The sequence below is a fragment of the Gloeocapsopsis crepidinum LEGE 06123 genome (assembly GCF_015207655.1).
Taxonomy (GTDB): domain Bacteria; phylum Cyanobacteriota; class Cyanobacteriia; order Cyanobacteriales; family Chroococcidiopsidaceae; genus Gloeocapsopsis; species Gloeocapsopsis crepidinum.
Window position 1 is genome coordinate 1 of the sequence record NZ_JADEWN010000060.1, and the last position, 16233, is coordinate 16233.

Here is a 16233-nt window from a genome sequence, read left to right on the forward strand (position 1 = left end):
GCCAGCTTCTGCTTAACTTCTTCAACGCTCTGGTGGGCTACAACTCGACTGACTCTTGCCATAACAGTGCTCGTTTCTCGGTTAACTGCACCCTACCCTAATTGTTCTTTAGAACGCAAGTTCGTATGAGGTAAGAATTAGCCTATATTTCTTCTGAATTTTGCTGCTTTATGAGAGTAGATTCGTATTTAGCACACTGTTGAATTAATCTAGCAACGATACCTGTCCAGGTTTGGTGAGATGCACCTATACCTGCACCATTGTCACCATGAAAATATTCGTGAAAAAGAATTAGATTGCGCCAGTGAGGATCGTGCTGAAATTTTTCTGTACCATCATAACAAGGTCTTTGTCCAGATTCATCATGCAGAAAAAGTCGAATAAGTCGTTCAGATAGTTCAACCGCAACTTCTTTTAAGGTGATTTCCCGACCCGACCCTGTAGGAAATTCAATTTTGAAGTCATCACCAAAATAGGAGTAAAATCGCTGGAGCGATTCAATAATTAGGTAGTTTATGGGAAACCAAATTGGTCCACGCCAATTAGAATTGCCACCAAATATGTTAGCAGTAGATTCGGCAGGTTGATAATCTACTCGATACTCAGTTCCATTCACATTCATTGTGTAAGGATGATTTTGGTGAAATTTGGAAACTGAACGAATCCCATAGGGACTGAGGAATTCGCTTTCATCGAGCATCTTTTGTAGAATACGCCTGAGTTTATCTGGAAAGGCGATCGCTAGTAGTCTGCGTTCACCCACACCAGGAGTCTGCATACAAGCAATTTTCTGAGTTAGATCAGGACGATTTTGAATAAACCATTTTGTCCGCTGACTAAAGCCAGGAAATTGAGATAAAGTTTCCGATTCAATAATACCGATCGCAAATAGTGGAATCAGCCCCACAATCGATCGCACTTTTAGCAATTCGTAACGTCCATCGGGAAAACGCAATGCATCATAGTAAAAGCCATCATGTTCATCCCATAAAGAAATATCTGATTGTCCAATACCATCAATGGCATCGGCAATGTAGAGAAAATGCTCAAAAAATTTGCTGGCAATGTCTTCGTAGGTCGGATTAAATTTCGCTAATTCTAAGGCAATCTCCAGCATATTGAGGCAATACATCGCCATCCAACTCGTACCATCTGCCTGTTGCAAATAACCACCTGTAGGCAGTTCAGCACTGCGATCGAAGATGCCAATATTATCTAAACCAAGAAATCCACCTTGGAAAACATTTCTACCTTCAACGTCTTTGCGATTTACCCACCAGGTAAAGTTGAGTAGTAATTTTTGAAAAACTCGTTCTAAAAAGTCTGTATCAGTACAGTTGTATAACTCTCGTTCGATTTTATAGATATTCCAAGCTGCCCAAGCTTGAACAGGCGGATTAACATCATTAAACGCCCATTCATAAGCCGGAATTTGCCCATTGGGGTGCATATACCACTCTCGCAGTAAGCGCGAAATTTGCAGCTTGGCAAAACCTGGATCGATCATTGCTAGTGGAATCAAGTGAAAGGCTAAATCCCAAGAAGCAAACCAAGGATATTCCCATTTATCGGGCATGGAAAGCACATCATCACTAAAAATGTGAATCCAATCTGAGTTTCGTCCTTGATTACGGGCAACTGGAGGCGGCGGACTAGCCGGATCGCCTTTGAGCCATTTTTCAACGATGTAGTAATAAAACTGCTTATTCCACAGTATTTCCGCAAATGCTTGTCGCTGAATCTGTCGCCGTTCTGAGGACATCTCAAATGGACAGATGCGATCATAAAATTCGTCGGCTTCTTGTAACCGAGTTTGAAAAATTTGATTAAATTCAGTTCCAAAAGGTGCATTTAATTCCGCAGCATCACTTAAGCGCAATTTTATCGTTTGAGTTTCGCTTGCATTAATTGATAACTGATAATGCGTTGCAACCTTAGTGCCTAGGCGTTGAGGATTAATAGCATCTTGGCGTTGGTGAATTAAGTAATCATGAAAAGCATCTTTGACATAAGGAGACGCATTCTCAACCCCGAATAATTTCTGAAAGTTAGTTTCGTTTTCTGTAAATAGTAAGGAGAATTTTTGTGTGTTTGTTTGATCGCAATACAGCGATCGCTGACCTAGCGTAGGATGAATCGCTGCAACAGTACTAAAATGACTTTCCTCAGAACATACTTTGAGAATAGGTTTTTCGCAGTCATATCCCCAAGACCATGTATTGCGAAACCAAAGAGTCGGTAATAGGTGTAAAGTTTTAGCTTCAGATCCTCGGTTAGTGATGCTGATTTGAATTAGAATATCTTCAGGTGACTTTTTAGCATATTCTACTTCCACATCAAAGTAGCAATTTTGATCGTCAAAAATTCCAGTATCAAGCAATTCGTATTCGAGAGAATGGCGGCTACGCTGTTGATTTTCTTGCACTAACTGATCGTAGGGAAACGCCGCTTGGGGATACTTATAAAGATATTTCATGTAAGAATGAGTCGGCGTATTGTCGAGATAGAAATAGTACTCCTTGACATCCTCGCCATGATTACCTTCATTTCCAGTTAACCCAAACAAGCGCTCTTTGAGAATTGAGTCTTCACCATTCCAAAGCGCAATCGCAAAACAAAGTCGTTGATGGTTGTCACAAATACCGGCAATACCATCTTCTCCCCAACGGTAAGCACGAGAACGCGCGTGGTCGTGAGGAAAATATTCCCATGCTGAACCATCAGCACTGTAATCTTCTCGCACTGTTCCCCATTGTCGCTCACTCAGATATGATCCCCAGCGAGTCCAGTAAGCCGTGCGATCGCCTTTGGCGCTACGCTTTGCGTAATCGCGATTTGCTTGTAACCTCTGTTCTTCAGTGGTCATAATTTGTTCTCAGGTTAAACTTAGCGAAGGTGATTAAGAGAGTTTTGTCAGTAACCCTAAGAATTTTTGCGATGTAGGTGTTAAGAGTGTGCGACGATAAGCATCTGCGGCTTTTTTAATTCCTTCAGCTTGTGTAGGATAAGGATGAATTACACTTGATAAACCATTCAAACCGACCTTATTCACGATCGCTGTCGTCACCTCACTAATCATCTCTCCAGCATGAGAAGCCACAATTGTCGCTCCGAGAATTTCATCAGAACCTTTTTTATGATGAATTTTGACAAAACCTGATTCTTCCCCATCAGCGATCGCGCGATCGACATTGCTCATTGAAATCTTGATAGTATCAACAGAAATTCCTTGAGACTGCGCTTGGTGGTCAGACATTCCGACATGCGCAATTTCTGGGTCAGTATAAGTTACCCAAGGCATTACTAAGTTACTTAGTTTAGATCGTCCAAGACCAAAAGGAGAAAACAACGTATTTTTAATCACTATCCGTGCTGCTGCATCGGCTGCATGGGTAAATTTCCAATTCATGCAGATATCGCCTGCTGCATAAATATTAGGGTTCGTTGTTTGGAGATAATCATTAACTTGTACTCCCTGGCGATCGTACTCTACCCCGACTGCTTTTAAATTCAAAGATTCCACATTAGGAGCGCGTCCTGCACCAACTAATATCTCATCAACAACAATTGATTGTTTGGTTCCATTACTAGTGAAATAAATCGTTTTGCCATCGGTTGACTTTTTCACCCGTTCTATTTGGCTATTCAATACCAGATGAATTCCTTCGTCGATAAAGGCATTTTGAATAATTTCAGCAGCATCAGCATCTTCTTTATCTAACAAATGAGAATGTCGGTGAAACAAAATAACTTGACATCCCAAGCGACTGAAAGCTTGAGCCAATTCGCACCCAATGGGACCACCACCAATGACTGCAAGACGTTTAGGGCGTTCAGTTAGTGAAAAAACTGTTTCATTAGTCAAAAATCCTGCTTCTTCAATTCCCTCTATTGAGGGACGCACAGCTCTTGCCCCTGTTGCAATCACAGCTTTTTTATAACGTAGCGTTTTCCCCGCCACTTCAATAGAGTTATTTGCTAAAAAACGACCTGCTCCCAAAAAGACATCAATACCAAGTTTCTGGAAACGTTGAGCCGAATCATGATGGCTAATTCCTGCCCGCAATTTCCGCATCCGTTTCATCACTGCCGGAAAATCAACCTCGATTTCTTGAGGAGGATGAATACCAAATGCTTGAGCATGACGCATCTCGCCAACGACACGCGCAGAACGGATGATGCACTTTGAAGGAACGCAACCTACATTTAAGCAATCTCCGCCCATCAGATGTTTTTCAATTAAGGCGACTTTTAAACCCAAGCCTAAACCTGCTGCACCTGCGGCGACAACTAATCCAGCCGTACCTGCACCAATGACAACGAGATCGTAGCGATCGCTCGGTTGCGGATTGTTCCAATCAGGCGGATGAACGTAAGAAATCAACTTGTTGTTATATTCATCCATCGGTGGAACAGTGACTTTTTGAAAGGCTGATGACATGACTAACTCCTAAAAACATTCAAAATTTCAAATAAGACAACCTACTCTGTTCCACGCACTGGATAGTTTTTCTTTAACACAAAATCGATGGACGACAGCATCTCCGAGATAGGTGGACGACCAAAAGGACCACTATTGATGGCAGCATAGAAAAGTATGCCGTCGGGTTTAACTAAGAAAAGACCTGGTTCGCAAAATAAAGGCGGTTCATTTTCAAACGCACCTTTAGAAATATAAAGTCCCCAACGACGCATTAAGTCAATACTTGCTTCATAGCCAATCGTCAGATTTTGAATTCCCCAGTCGTTTTGAGATTGTTGTGCTTTTTCTCGACTATCTCCACTCAAAGCGATGACATCAACGCCAAGATTAGCGAAATCCTCTAGGTGATTGGCAATTTCAGTTAGATAGCTTTGGCAAATTGGACAAAACCATCCCCGATAAAAAACAATCATTGTGAATTGGGGCTTCTGTTCAAGTTTCCAAAAATTACCATCAAGGGTTTTGACTTCAAGTTCTGGAATTTGAGTACCAGTCATTAATTTCGTGGGTGTTGCAGTCATAGCTACCTTTAACTTGTTTACTAATTCAAGTGAGCTTCAGTTTCCTGGTGTGTAGGCTCCAAAACTTGCTCTTCCAAAGCCTTACGAGCTAATTTAGTTACATATAGCGTGACGGCTACTGTAGCAATAAATCCTAAGATCCGAATTGTCCATTGCACAACAGGATTGTCAGGTTGAGCTTCAGTGCCAATTGTGGCAATACTTCCAGCTAAAGAACCGATATAAACGTACATAATTGTTCCAGGAATCATCCCTACCGAACCGATAAAGTAGTCCTTTAAAGAAACTCCTGTGACGCCATAAGCGTAATTCAATAGATTAAACGGAAATATTGGAGAAAGTCGCGTCAGTAGCACAATTTTGAGTCCTTCTCTACCGACAGCTTGATCAATCGCTCGAAATTTTTTGTTTCCTGCAATTTTTTTAGCAACCCAGCCGCGTGCTAAATAGCGCCCGACGAGAAAAGCCGCTGTAGCACCTAACGTTGCACCAATAAAAACGTAGAATGATCCTAAAAAGACACCAAAAACAACACCAGCGCCAAGCGTAAGAATCGAACCTGGTAAAAAAGCGATAGTAGCAACGATGTAGAGAAGGATAAATGCGATCGCGCCAACTGTACCTAGACTATCAATCCATTGCAAGGCATTTCGCAGCCATCCTTGAGGATTAAACGCAACTCCATTAGCATCTTGTGCGAAAGCTGGGTCGGCAGCAACAAGGGCAATGCCAAAGGTAGCCAGCATCAAGATAGTCAATCTAAATAGCTTATTTAATCTAGGGCGACTATTTTTCATGATTTTAGTGGTTAGTTTTATTGTGGACATTTGCCTCTGAAATACTTTGGTTGAGAGCTTTTTTAGCAAGGCGCGTCATGTAAATTGTCATGGCAACTGTAGCTATTACCCCAATGATTCGCATTACCCACTGCATAATTTGAGTCTCGGCAGTCATGGGACGATTGGACATATTAAGCGTGGCAAGATCGCTTGCAAGAGAACCAATGTAAACGTACATTACAGTTCCTGGAATCATGCCGAGGGAACCTAAGATATAGTCTTTGAGTGCAACTTGCGTAACTCCGAAAACGTAATTCAACAGATTAAATGGAAATATCGGAGAAAGACGTGTTAATAAAACAATTTTCCAGCCTTCTTGAGCAACAGCGCGATCTATTGCCTGCAATTGAGGATTTTTGCCAATCTGTTGATGAATCCAATTCCGCGATAGGTAACGTCCGAGGAGAAAAGCCCACGTTGCGCCCAGCATTGCAGCAATTAAAACATAAACTGAACCCCAAAAAATACCGAATAAACAACCGCCTTTGAGCGTTAAAATTGTGCCAGGGACAAATAACAATGTTGCAATGTTGTAGATGGCGATGAATGTAATAGGTCCCAAAATACCAAGACTTTTGACTGCAATTAACGATGTCTGCAAAAGTTCTTGCAGATTAAATGGTTTAAATGCGATCGCTGTGATGGCAACTAAACTAACGATCGCGATTAGTTTGAGCCTGATATGGTATTGGCGGTTGAATTGAGTCATTTTTCCCGATTGTGAAGAAGCGATCGCCCAAGCGCTACTAACTTGCAACTCAATTTGGTTTAGGAAAATTGCCCATAAGGTGAGTGAAGGTTACTTTGCCCATTTCACCAGGCATTTGACCGTGAGTTTGTTTGTCTGCATGATAAGCTGCTGCTAGTATTTGATAATTATTGTTAGCAGGCACGGTAATCGTTGCAGTCGCATTGCCTGTATTATCGGCTCTAAATTCGTTACCAGGAGTACCACCGGCAGGTCCCATATCCATTCCGACAAGTTTTTTGTTGACCCACCAGAAGGTGTAAAGTCCATTAGGAACTAAATTGCTTGCTTTGAGGGTAACGGTGTAATTGCCAGATTGAACAGGCGATACAGAAACCTCACCAGTAGCATCAAGCCACTTTTCTTGCGTAACACCTTGGGGAGTGCCATCATCAGCAACAGCCGATAACATTCTAGAGGTTCTTTGATTTTGTGCTGCTACTATAATTTGTGAAGTATCATCGCTGGTAGTTAAAGTGTTTTTTTGAGTTCTACCAGTTACTTTAGTGAGATTAGGTAATATTGCAGCAGATAACAAAAGGATCGATACACCACCGAGAAGAATTAAACGTTTCATAAGTCAAACTTCCTTGTTGAATAATCCACTTGAGTTTTCCTCTTCTAATCGCTCAAAACAATTAACAGCGATTGCTTTTTCAGCAACAAATAGCAATAACTTGATCGCGTGTTTCCAAGACATTTAGCGATTAAAGATTTATAAATGATACGAAGCCGATGTCAAAATGGATTTACTCAAATGTGGCAATTGAAATAAAAAGACTAATTCTTAGAAAAGCAGCATAAATCTACAACAACTGTTCCTGTTGCGCTAGCAATTAGTACATTACGTTTCATAGTTTTATTATTTTAGAAAATTGATATTTAATATCAGTTTAGGAACTGACTTAAACCACTGGCTTAGAGATAATTGCGATTGATGGCGATACCAGCGAACAAGTTTTTGGGGCGAAACTCCTAGTAAATATCCACAAATCACGATCTGATTAATCAACGTCGTCTTGAAAATTCCTTTTTTCAACCACCGACGTGCTGATGTAACTACGGGGATAGGAATAATTGCAATATATCCTCTGCGTTTTAACCGACGTATCAATTCAAAATCTTCCATAATTGGTAACTCTGGAAAGCCACCAAGCTGGTGAAATATTTCGGCTTTGAGAAAAATAGCTTGGTCGCCGTAGGGCATTTGTAAAAAGTGCGATCGCAAACTTACACCCCATTCAATTAACCGCAAACTTCTCAAAGGTGCATCAATTTGTAATGCAAACGCACCTGCAATAGGAATTTTTCTACAAGTCTGTAATGGATTTAGTGCAGCACGAATCATCGTGTCAAAATTAGCAGGTAAACGGGTATCACTATGCAAAAACAACAGAATTTCACCTGTTGCTGCGGTAACACCCATATTCATTTGACAAGCACGACCTCTAGGGGCTGACAAAACTTTGATACCCAACGACTGAACGAACTCAAGCGTACCGTCACTAGAACCACCATCAACAACAATTACTTCTACATTAGTATTTGGTTGAGTACTTGTTAGTACTTTTTGAATCGCTTCCATCTCATTAAGAACTGGAATGATAATTGAAATCCTTTGAGGTGTTTTTGTTAAAATCACAAGTTTACGATACCTAACTTTCAACTAAAGCACCACCACAACTAGAACCACAACCTGCTGTACAGCCATAGCAATAAGGTGCAGTTTGGATCTCGTTAATTAAATCTAAATTTCCAGCTTCTAGTAACTTAGCAACCGTTAGTATTTCGTTATTACGAGTTTTTGCCGGAAGATTTGCCATTTGGTTAAAGTCGCAGTCGTAGACGTTACCCAGATAATCAATTGAAAGCTGATTGCGACACATTAAATGTTCAACAGTACTAAAATTAAAATGAGACTCTAAAAAATACAAATAAGGTTTGTAAAGATTTCTGCGTTCTAGATATAACTTAGTTCGTCCTATGGGCAAGTTAGTGATGGTTAATAGGTTGTTAAAGCAAATACCAAAATGTTCTTGTAAGAACATTTTGTAATCTCGTTCGAGTTCAACTTGTTGAGGAGCAAGTGCAAACTTTTCTGCAACGGGAAGTTGAGGATTATATACTAAATCTAGAATTAAGTTGGGTGCTTGACCATAGCCGAGATGGTTTAACCATTGCAGAGCGCGAATAGAAGTCTCAAAAACACCATTTCCCCGCATTTTATCAACATTATCTGCAAGATAACAGGGAAGGGAAGCAACAATTTTTAGCTGATGTTGAGCGCAATATTCTGGGATGTCACTAAACCCTGCTTCAAAATAAATTGTTAAGTTAGAGCGTACAATAACTTGTTTACCCTTGGCACGTGCTGCTGCGACAATAGGTTTAAAGCCATAAAGCATTTCGGGAGCGCCACCTGTGAGATCTACAACCTGAATTTGAGGAAAATGATTGATGAGTTTAATTATTTGGTGACAAACTTTTGGAGAAAGTTCTTCAGTTCGTTGTGGACTTGCTGAGACATGACAGTGAAGACAGGCAAGATTACAGCGTTTTCCCAGGTTAATTTGTAATACATTTATATGCTTTTTTGTCAAGTTTGAACTCAGTTTTCTAAATGGTGTTACGGCTGAATCTAAAGAAGCATTGATTGCTGACGATATCATTTTTTTTACCTCTTATTCATCAATTGATTAGACACTAACAGCACCCGCCGCCATCGTAATACCAAGTTGAATTTGTGATAGTAATTTCTTCGGAAAATGATGCTAGTTTTATAGCAGTTTTATCGCACACAGCAGCAGGAATACCTCGTTGTAAAAGATGTCCGGCTCCATCATCAAAAAAGGGTTTTGTTCCGGCATAAATAGCTGTTTTGCCTGTAAAAACACAAGCACCATCTTCAGGAATCGGGACTTTATAGGAAACTGTATCGAGACTTTCTAAGAGTAAATGCTCTTTTAATCTGTAGCTTTGAGAATCTAAGAGACGGTAAGGACGACGCGCTCGAATTTCAATTTGACCAAAGCCAGTATTGACGAGGTGTTTGATATATTGCTCATAAGTAAGTGCTCCTGATAGACACATTGCTCTTAGTCGTTCATCTTGTTGCAGGTGTTGGGGAATCGAACGAGTAGCAATAGGATCGCTCATCAGCAAGCGTCCTTGTGGTTTCAATACACGAAAAGCTTCTTTTAAAGCTAAATGCAGATCTTGCGGTGTGAAAATATTAAATAGGCAATTTTGTGCTAATACATCAACAGAAGCATCGGCAACTGGTAGAGAAAAAGCATCACCTTCGCGAATCTCAACAAAACTAGGATCGAACCAGGCATTTTCTTGGGCAGCAAGTTTGAGGTTACGAGTAGCTGCTTCGCGCATTGCTGTCACTGGTTCAACCGCAATAACTGCCCCCTGACGGCGAGAAAAATAAGCAAACTGCAACGCTTCGAGTCCTCCACCAACCCCGACATAAAGTACAGTTGGAGCATGAGCGAGTTCCGTAGGGTGTACTGTCGTACCGCAACCGTAGTTCATCTGTTGCATTTGCAGAGGAATATTAAGTTCGGGTAGTTGCAGGGAACTGCTTTGGACGCAACACAAACCGACTTGTGGTGTTTGTGCAACTTCGCTATAAAACTGGGCAGTTGTTTCGAGATAGGTCATTTAAATCCTTGGTGTAGATATCGTATGTTCAGATTTGAGGAGGCGATCGCAACAAGAAGACATATGGCGAAAAGAGCGATCGCTCTTAAGTCCACTCGTTGGGTTCTATCTTGGGTAATACGAAGCTAAAGCAAAAAAGGATTTACTCAATTTGAGCAAAGATGTCAAAACGCTTGATTTTGCAGGTAAGAATCGAAGACAACAAAATGTTGATTGAATTTAACCACATCCTTTTTCAGGTTGGTTTCGTATCACTATTGAAGCCAAAATTATGGAGTTCAATCGCACTTAGATAAATTCTGAAATTCAAACTATAGATACTACTGCTTTGAGGTCAAAACTTGGGTCTAAATGATGCTATCCAATCAGACGGATACAGAGGTATTTCAATCGTTGCGATCGGGAAATCTGCTCGCTTTGGGTATTCTGTACGAACGCTATGGAGAGGTTGTCTACCGAGTAGCACTGCGGATGTTAGGTAATGCTCAAGAAGCTGAAGATCTCACACAAGAAGTGTTTCTTTCACTCCTCGGCAGTGGTATCTATGACCGCAGACGGGGTTCTATGGTGGTCTTTCTTACGACTGTCACTCGATCAAAAGCGATTGATCGCCACCGTCAGATTCGCGCGCAGTGGCAACGTATTCAACGCTGGTTTCATAGTTCTTCTCCTGAGAGTGAGCGTGCTTTGATAGATAAAGTTGCTCTTAAGGAAATGTCTTGTCGCGTCCGCGAAGCATTCGCTGAATTATCTACCACTCAGCAGCAAGTTTTGGAAATGGCGTATTATGACGGTTTGAGTCAATCAGAAATTTCTGAAGAATTAAATATGCCTATCGGAACCGTAAAGACACACAAGCGCAAAGGGTTGTTAAAGCTGAGAGAAATATTGCAAGATTTGGTGGAGTAGCAATGGTATTTCGGGAATCTGAAGAAATTCAAGAACTTTTAGCAAGTTATGTTCTAGGTGACTTGACTCCAGAAGAAGTTGCTTCAGTCAATCAATTATTGGATTCTCATCCTGAATTACAAACTGAAGTACGCTGCTTGCAAAATACATTAGGTTTGATTCCTTTGGCACTACCAGAAGCTGAGTTACCGCCAACGTTGGGATCTCGCATCTTGCAGACAGCATCAGGACGTTCAACTGTAAGAGCAAATCGCGTAGGAACAAGGGCAAAAACTAGGTTGGGTGTTATTGGAACTGTCGCCGCCTCGGTTGTTGTCGGATTTAGCTTTTATAGCTATCGCCTACACCAGCAAGTTGTTGCAACTCAAGCGGAACTTTCACAATATAAAAATGCGATCGCCTTACTGCGTCAACCGAGTAACCGTTTGCTTGCACTCCAAGGAACAAGTGCAATTCCTGCTGCTTCTGGAAGTTTAGTTGTGGTTCCCAATGCTGAGGCGATCGTTCTTACGCTTCAAAATCTCACTCCCCTACCAGAAGGACAAGTTTATCGATTGTGGGGAGTTGCCGATGGTGAAAAAATCTATTGTGGCGAATTTCGACCTGATTCCCAGGGAAGAGCTTTGGTAAAATTTCCGCTTGATGCAGAAATCTCAGACTCTTCTGCTGTTGTGATTACTGTCGAACCATCACAAAGACTTTCTTATCCTACTGGGGAAACTGTGATGACAGGAAGTATATCACTGTAATCAGTTTATTGTGGTGGTTGCGGTAGAGAAGACTGTTGACGCGCAGAGTATTTTGCAACCAATTGAGAGATTTCTGGATTATATAATCGCAGATAATTCCAGTAATTACCAAATACCTGTCTGACGTAGCCTCTAGTTTCTTCAAAAGGAATAGCTTCAACAAATTCATCAGGATCTCTGGTATTTAGAGTTCTTAACCATTTAGAAACATTTCCTGGACCTGCGTTGTAACTGGCGATCGCCAACATTGAATTATTGTCATACTGTTCGTGTGTGTGATCCAAATACCACGTACCCAAGCGCATATTGTCTTGGGGATTTTCTTTGTTGTACTCCTTCAAATCAATCTTCTGCGCAATCCATTCTCCTGTACTCGGCATCACTTGCATTAAACCTACAGCACCCGCAACAGAACGAATTTTTGGCTCAAAACGCGACTCTTGGCGAATGAGTGCTGTCACTAAGAACGGATTAAGTTGACGCTTTTGCGACCAAGTTGTAATTTCCTCAAAGAAGGGAAATGGATAACGTGCTTGCCAATAAGTTAACTCTTGTCGCAGTACTTGATACTCTGTTCGATCTTGAGGCAATTCGCGATCTTCTAAAGTCGAAACTAAATTGATTCCTTTCAAATGTTGACCAATCGCAGTTCGCAGCAATCCATCAGTAAATTGTTCAGATACAGTGGGTTGGCGATCGTTCTGAAATTCTGTGCGCCACAGCGCCCAAGCATCAGTATCTTGCCCTAATTGATAGAGTTCTTTTAAGGTATCCGATCCGGCTGGAAGCACAGCACGTTGTGGTGGTGTAATCTCAAAATTGAGTTGGCGGACAGTGTTAAAGTTACCAACATCTAACCCCAGCATGGTTGCCGATCGCCAAGCATAATACGATTGGGGAAATTGACTTAATACATATTCAAACGCAGCTTTCGCTTCTTGTTGTCTTTCTAATTGCAGCGCCCATTTACCGATCCAAAATCCAGCACGAGGAGCCAAAATATTTTTTGGGTTACTTGCAGGAATCGGTTGCGCCCATTGCCATGCTCCTTGGTAATCTTTATTTGCAGCTTTTTGCAGTGCAATTTTCCAGCGGTACTCAACAGCAGCATCTGAATTACCATATTTTTCTAACAATAGTTGTCGCGTTTGCGCAGCAGATGTTTTATTCCCTAAGTTGTCGAGAATCGTCGCTTTTTGAGCTAAAGCTGCTCCTGCTTGTTGAGGAAATTCTTTGACAATCTGATTGAGATATGATAGAATAGCTTCCCGATTCTGGGTAATTTGTGCCAAATTTAATAAAGCTGTACCACTTTCTGGCGCAGTCGAAAACTCGCGCAGCAGTTGTTGATAAGCGGCGATCGCCTCAGTACGTTTGTTACTCAGTTGAAGACTCCGACCAATGCGATAGACATTCAACGCTGTACGCGGTGCTTGTCGATAAGCTGTTGCTGCTTTCGAGTAAACTTGATTTTCCCAATAGGCACTAGCGATCGCTTCCCAATCTTGCGGCTGGAATTGTCCTGAATATTTATTTGTGAGTTGATCTAACACTGAGACAACTCCTGGCTGTTCGTAAGCGTGTTTTGCCAGCAGCAGCATCAACTGTGGTTGATTTGGATTTTGTTGCAGTAATGAACGCGTAATTTCAATCGTGCGGGGATGTGAAGGAAATTGCGCGATCGCCCTTTGCCAATATTGCGGTGTTGTTTTTCCCAAGACATATAATGCTTCGACTGTAACCGGATGCGAGGGAAATCGCTGTAGTAATTCTTGATATGTTGCTTGTGCGTTTGCCGTGTCACCAAGAATTTCGTAAGCTTGTGCGCGTTTGTAAAGGATCGGTGCGGCTAATACAGAATAACTTTGTTCCAACCCATCGAGTAGTTGCAAGGCACTTTCAGCTTGCTGATTTTGCAGATAGTCGTTTGCTAACACGTAGCGCGCGTGATCGCGATCTTGAGATGGCGGTAACTGTGCGATCGTATTTAGTTGTACCATTCGTGCTGCAGGTGACAGTGACACTAATGGAAGAACCGACGATTTTGGATGATCTAAACTCATTTGCAGTGCATTTTCTTGTGGCAACTGCAACCAATCGCTAGCCTTGGCGGCTAACACTGCTATCCCAACAAGCATAGTACATATTCCTGCACCAGCAGCTAAGGGGACTCGGTTTTTCCAACGCTGCAACATAATTGTTTTCGGAAGTCACGCCTGATTTCCAGAAACTCTAACATTACTCCTTATTAACTGGCAGCTGCTTTTGAGTTTAATTTTGATTAGGGCAAAAATCTATCTAAGGCAGCTTTTAACTCTGCCATTTCTACTTCGATGTTTCCTTCTTGAGCAGCTCTTGTAATACACTCACTAAGATGTGCGTCTAAAATCATTCTGGCGACTCGATCTAATGCACCCCGTACTGCAGCAATTTGTACTAGTACTTCTGGACACGGGCGACTTTCCTGCACCATCGTTTTAACACCACGAATGTGTCCTTCAATACGTGACAAGCGATTAACGATGCTTCTGAGTGATTCCTCGCTGTGGACGTGGGGATGCACTGACGAATCCCCAAGGCGATCGCCTACGCTATGGTTGTCGTGGCTATGGGAATGTTCCTCCCTGGTGATAGGCAATTTATCTTCTGCTAATCGATGAGAACGATTCATGAGTGATCAACGCACATGAGGATAGATATAGATCCTAGCTTATTGCTGAGCAAATGATAAAAATACCTATTGAAAATTTTATATTTTGAGAAACCTTATTGTTGTAAGGAGAGACAATTGAGTTTGGTAATAGATATTATTAAAGACCGCTGTAAATTTACATAAATTTTTACTTGCTTTGTCATAATAATATAAAGCTTTTAATTGAAATATCTTTTAATCTACTGCATTAATTCAATTTCTCGATTTGCAGTATCTTGAGCTTGTTGCATAGCAACTGCGAGGGTTTGTTCGCCTAACATTGCACTAATAAATTGATTGTTAAAATTAGTCAAAATCGTTGGTAAATTTTTACCGGCTTGCCATACAGTTGCATAGTTTGCACCTGCAATAAACGGTGCATATAGTGGTTTTTGATCGTAACCAAGTTCTTGCGTAACAGATTTACGAGTTGGTAATGCAACTCCTGTACTTGTCCAAGCTTTCATTCCCTCTTTTCCTGTTAAATAAGACAGTAATTGCCATGCTTCTTGTTTATGCTGTGATTTCTTATTCATTACATAAGCAACGGTATAAGCCATCGTGCCTTTTCTTCCAGCAATTGTTGGTACTTCGGCTGTTGCATATTCAAGCGCTGGAAACGTATCATCTAAATAAGGAATCAACCAAGGTCCTTCAATAACCATTGCAGCTTTACCTTGACCAAATATTTCACCCCCTGACGTTGTACCAGCATCAGAAGGTTGAGCAGATGATTGATCTTGTCGATACTGATCGACGATTAATTGTAAACCTTGTAAACTTTCTGGTGAAGCAAATATAGCCTGTTCTGACTTATTAGTTAACTGACCACCAAAAGCTTTAATTACAAAATACTGTCGTGCTAGTTCTGGCGTAATTCCGAAACCATAGCGGTCAATTCTAGCATTGTTGTTGAGATCGACAGTTAGTTTTTTAGCATACTCTCTCAATTCTTCCCAAGTTTGCGGTGGTTGCGATAAACCAGCTTCAGCAAAAGCTTGTTTATTATAAAACAAAACAAGTGTAGAAAAGTCTTTAGGGAAGCCATAAGTTTTGCCATCTTGTTGAAAAGCAGCAAGAAGTGAAGGTTGAAAGTCGGCAACATCAAATTCCGGTGTCACATAACTATCTAATGGTTCTAATACACCAGGTTCAATAAGTCCAGGTGCTTCTAAAGCATCAAGATAAAAAACATCTGCTGCAGTATCGCCAATCAAACGAGTTTTCAATACATCCATATATTCATCAGCGATCGCATCATATTTAACCCTAATCTGAGGATGCAACGATTCAAACTCATTTAATACTTGTTGTAAAAGTTGTTTTTCTTGTAAATTACTCCATCCACTAAGAGTTACAGTAACAAACTTGTTGTTGCTATCTTGCCTCGCAATACACCCAGTAAATATAATGATTCCGAAGATAAAAAGAACAACAAATGACCAAAACCTTTTAAACATGAAGCAATATTGACCTTAGAATAAGTAGTAACTTTCTTGGTTTTTAAAATTCCTGTTACTCTCTTTCCTCCGTGTTCTCTATACTACGGAAACTTCTACACGGGGTTCTACAATGAAGGAGACTTCCGCACGAAAGTGTCCTCCTCTGTAGTTCTTTCTAAAA

General features: G+C 41.1%; 14 protein-coding genes. 2 read left to right on the forward strand and 12 right to left on the reverse strand.

The features are described from left to right. Positions 1 to 142 precede the first annotated feature (142 nt). The 9 genes from IQ230_RS20020 to arsM form a co-directional block, all read right to left on the reverse strand. Positions 143 to 2866 (reverse strand): MGH1-like glycoside hydrolase domain-containing protein, encoded by a 2724-nt coding sequence (locus IQ230_RS20020; RefSeq protein WP_193934017.1) that lies wholly within the window; start codon positions 2864 to 2866, stop codon positions 143 to 145. Positions 2867 to 2899: 33 nt separating this feature from the next. After that, complete coding sequence (locus tag IQ230_RS20025) at positions 2900 to 4441, reverse strand: mercuric reductase (protein ID WP_193934018.1); 1542 nt, start codon at positions 4439 to 4441, stop codon at positions 2900 to 2902. A gap of 41 nt (positions 4442 to 4482) precedes the next feature. Then, the gene (locus IQ230_RS20030; protein ID WP_193934019.1) at positions 4483 to 5004 is read right to left on the reverse strand and encodes a peroxiredoxin-like family protein; all 522 of its coding nucleotides are present in this window, start codon (positions 5002 to 5004) and stop codon (positions 4483 to 4485) included. A 20-nt stretch (positions 5005 to 5024) separates the two neighbouring features. Then, positions 5025 to 5750, reverse strand: a complete 726-nt coding sequence (locus IQ230_RS20035) for a TVP38/TMEM64 family protein (protein WP_407646690.1) — start codon at positions 5748 to 5750, stop codon at positions 5025 to 5027. Positions 5751 to 5805: 55 nt separating this feature from the next. Continuing rightward, positions 5806 to 6600, reverse strand: a complete 795-nt coding sequence (locus IQ230_RS20040) for a TVP38/TMEM64 family protein (RefSeq protein ID WP_228055175.1) — start codon at positions 6598 to 6600, stop codon at positions 5806 to 5808. A 1-nt stretch (position 6601) separates the two neighbouring features. Next, complete coding sequence (locus tag IQ230_RS20045; protein ID WP_193934021.1) at positions 6602 to 7168, reverse strand: hypothetical protein; 567 nt, start codon at positions 7166 to 7168, stop codon at positions 6602 to 6604. 285 nt (positions 7169 to 7453) lie between these two features. After that, complete coding sequence (locus IQ230_RS20050) at positions 7454 to 8233, reverse strand: TIGR04283 family arsenosugar biosynthesis glycosyltransferase (RefSeq protein ID WP_322742500.1); 780 nt, start codon at positions 8231 to 8233, stop codon at positions 7454 to 7456. 13 nt (positions 8234 to 8246) lie between these two features. Continuing rightward, complete coding sequence (gene arsS / locus IQ230_RS20055) at positions 8247 to 9260, reverse strand: arsenosugar biosynthesis radical SAM (seleno)protein ArsS (protein ID WP_193934022.1); 1014 nt, start codon at positions 9258 to 9260, stop codon at positions 8247 to 8249. 34 nt (positions 9261 to 9294) lie between these two features. Next, positions 9295 to 10260, reverse strand: coding sequence for an arsenosugar biosynthesis arsenite methyltransferase ArsM (gene arsM / locus IQ230_RS20060; RefSeq protein ID WP_193934023.1), 966 nt, complete (start codon positions 10258 to 10260; stop codon positions 9295 to 9297). Positions 10261 to 10611: 351 nt separating this feature from the next. Between arsM and IQ230_RS20065 the strand changes: the two genes are divergently transcribed. Both IQ230_RS20065 and IQ230_RS20070 read left to right on the forward strand, forming a co-directional pair. After that, on the forward strand, positions 10612 to 11169 hold the full coding sequence (locus IQ230_RS20065; RefSeq protein WP_228055176.1) for a sigma-70 family RNA polymerase sigma factor: 558 nt from the start codon (positions 10612 to 10614) through the stop codon (positions 11167 to 11169). Positions 11170 to 11171: 2 nt separating this feature from the next. Beyond that, the gene (locus tag IQ230_RS20070) at positions 11172 to 11918 is read left to right on the forward strand and encodes an anti-sigma factor (protein WP_193934024.1); all 747 of its coding nucleotides are present in this window, start codon (positions 11172 to 11174) and stop codon (positions 11916 to 11918) included. Between the two features lie 5 nt (positions 11919 to 11923). Here IQ230_RS20070 and IQ230_RS20075 read toward each other — a convergent pair whose 3' ends face one another. From IQ230_RS20075 to IQ230_RS20085, 3 genes are all read right to left on the reverse strand, one after another. Next, positions 11924 to 14113, reverse strand: a complete 2190-nt coding sequence (locus IQ230_RS20075) for a lytic transglycosylase domain-containing protein (RefSeq protein WP_193934025.1) — start codon at positions 14111 to 14113, stop codon at positions 11924 to 11926. An 86-nt stretch (positions 14114 to 14199) separates the two neighbouring features. Further along, complete coding sequence (locus IQ230_RS20080) at positions 14200 to 14589, reverse strand: metal-sensing transcriptional repressor (protein WP_099703333.1); 390 nt, start codon at positions 14587 to 14589, stop codon at positions 14200 to 14202. A 221-nt stretch (positions 14590 to 14810) separates the two neighbouring features. Continuing rightward, complete coding sequence (locus tag IQ230_RS20085; RefSeq protein WP_193934026.1) at positions 14811 to 16070, reverse strand: ABC transporter substrate-binding protein; 1260 nt, start codon at positions 16068 to 16070, stop codon at positions 14811 to 14813. Positions 16071 to 16233 lie beyond the last annotated feature (163 nt).

What these genes read in the sequence shown, in the direction of transcription:
- IQ230_RS20020 (WP_193934017.1), bottom strand. Translation starts at nt 2,866, where the DNA reads ATGACCACTGAAGAACAGAGGTTACAAGCAAATCGCGATTACGCAAAG.
- IQ230_RS20025 (WP_193934018.1), bottom strand. Translation starts at nt 4,441, where the DNA reads ATGTCATCAGCCTTTCAAAAAGTCACTGTTCCACCGATGGATGAATAT.
- IQ230_RS20030 (WP_193934019.1), bottom strand. Translation starts at nt 5,004, where the DNA reads ATGACTGCAACACCCACGAAATTAATGACTGGTACTCAAATTCCAGAA.
- IQ230_RS20035 (WP_407646690.1), bottom strand. Translation starts at nt 5,750, where the DNA reads ATGCTGGCTACCTTTGGCATTGCCCTTGTTGCTGCCGACCCAGCTTTC.
- IQ230_RS20045 (WP_193934021.1), bottom strand. Translation starts at nt 7,168, where the DNA reads ATGAAACGTTTAATTCTTCTCGGTGGTGTATCGATCCTTTTGTTATCT.
- arsS (WP_193934022.1), bottom strand. Translation starts at nt 9,260, where the DNA reads ATGATATCGTCAGCAATCAATGCTTCTTTAGATTCAGCCGTAACACCA.
- arsM (WP_193934023.1), bottom strand. Translation starts at nt 10,260, where the DNA reads ATGACCTATCTCGAAACAACTGCCCAGTTTTATAGCGAAGTTGCACAA.
- IQ230_RS20065 (WP_228055176.1), top strand. Translation starts at nt 10,612, where the DNA reads ATGATGCTATCCAATCAGACGGATACAGAGGTATTTCAATCGTTGCGA.
- IQ230_RS20070 (WP_193934024.1), top strand. Translation starts at nt 11,172, where the DNA reads ATGGTATTTCGGGAATCTGAAGAAATTCAAGAACTTTTAGCAAGTTAT.
- IQ230_RS20075 (WP_193934025.1), bottom strand. Translation starts at nt 14,113, where the DNA reads ATGTTGCAGCGTTGGAAAAACCGAGTCCCCTTAGCTGCTGGTGCAGGA.
- IQ230_RS20080 (WP_099703333.1), bottom strand. Translation starts at nt 14,589, where the DNA reads ATGAATCGTTCTCATCGATTAGCAGAAGATAAATTGCCTATCACCAGG.
- IQ230_RS20085 (WP_193934026.1), bottom strand. Translation starts at nt 16,070, where the DNA reads ATGTTTAAAAGGTTTTGGTCATTTGTTGTTCTTTTTATCTTCGGAATC.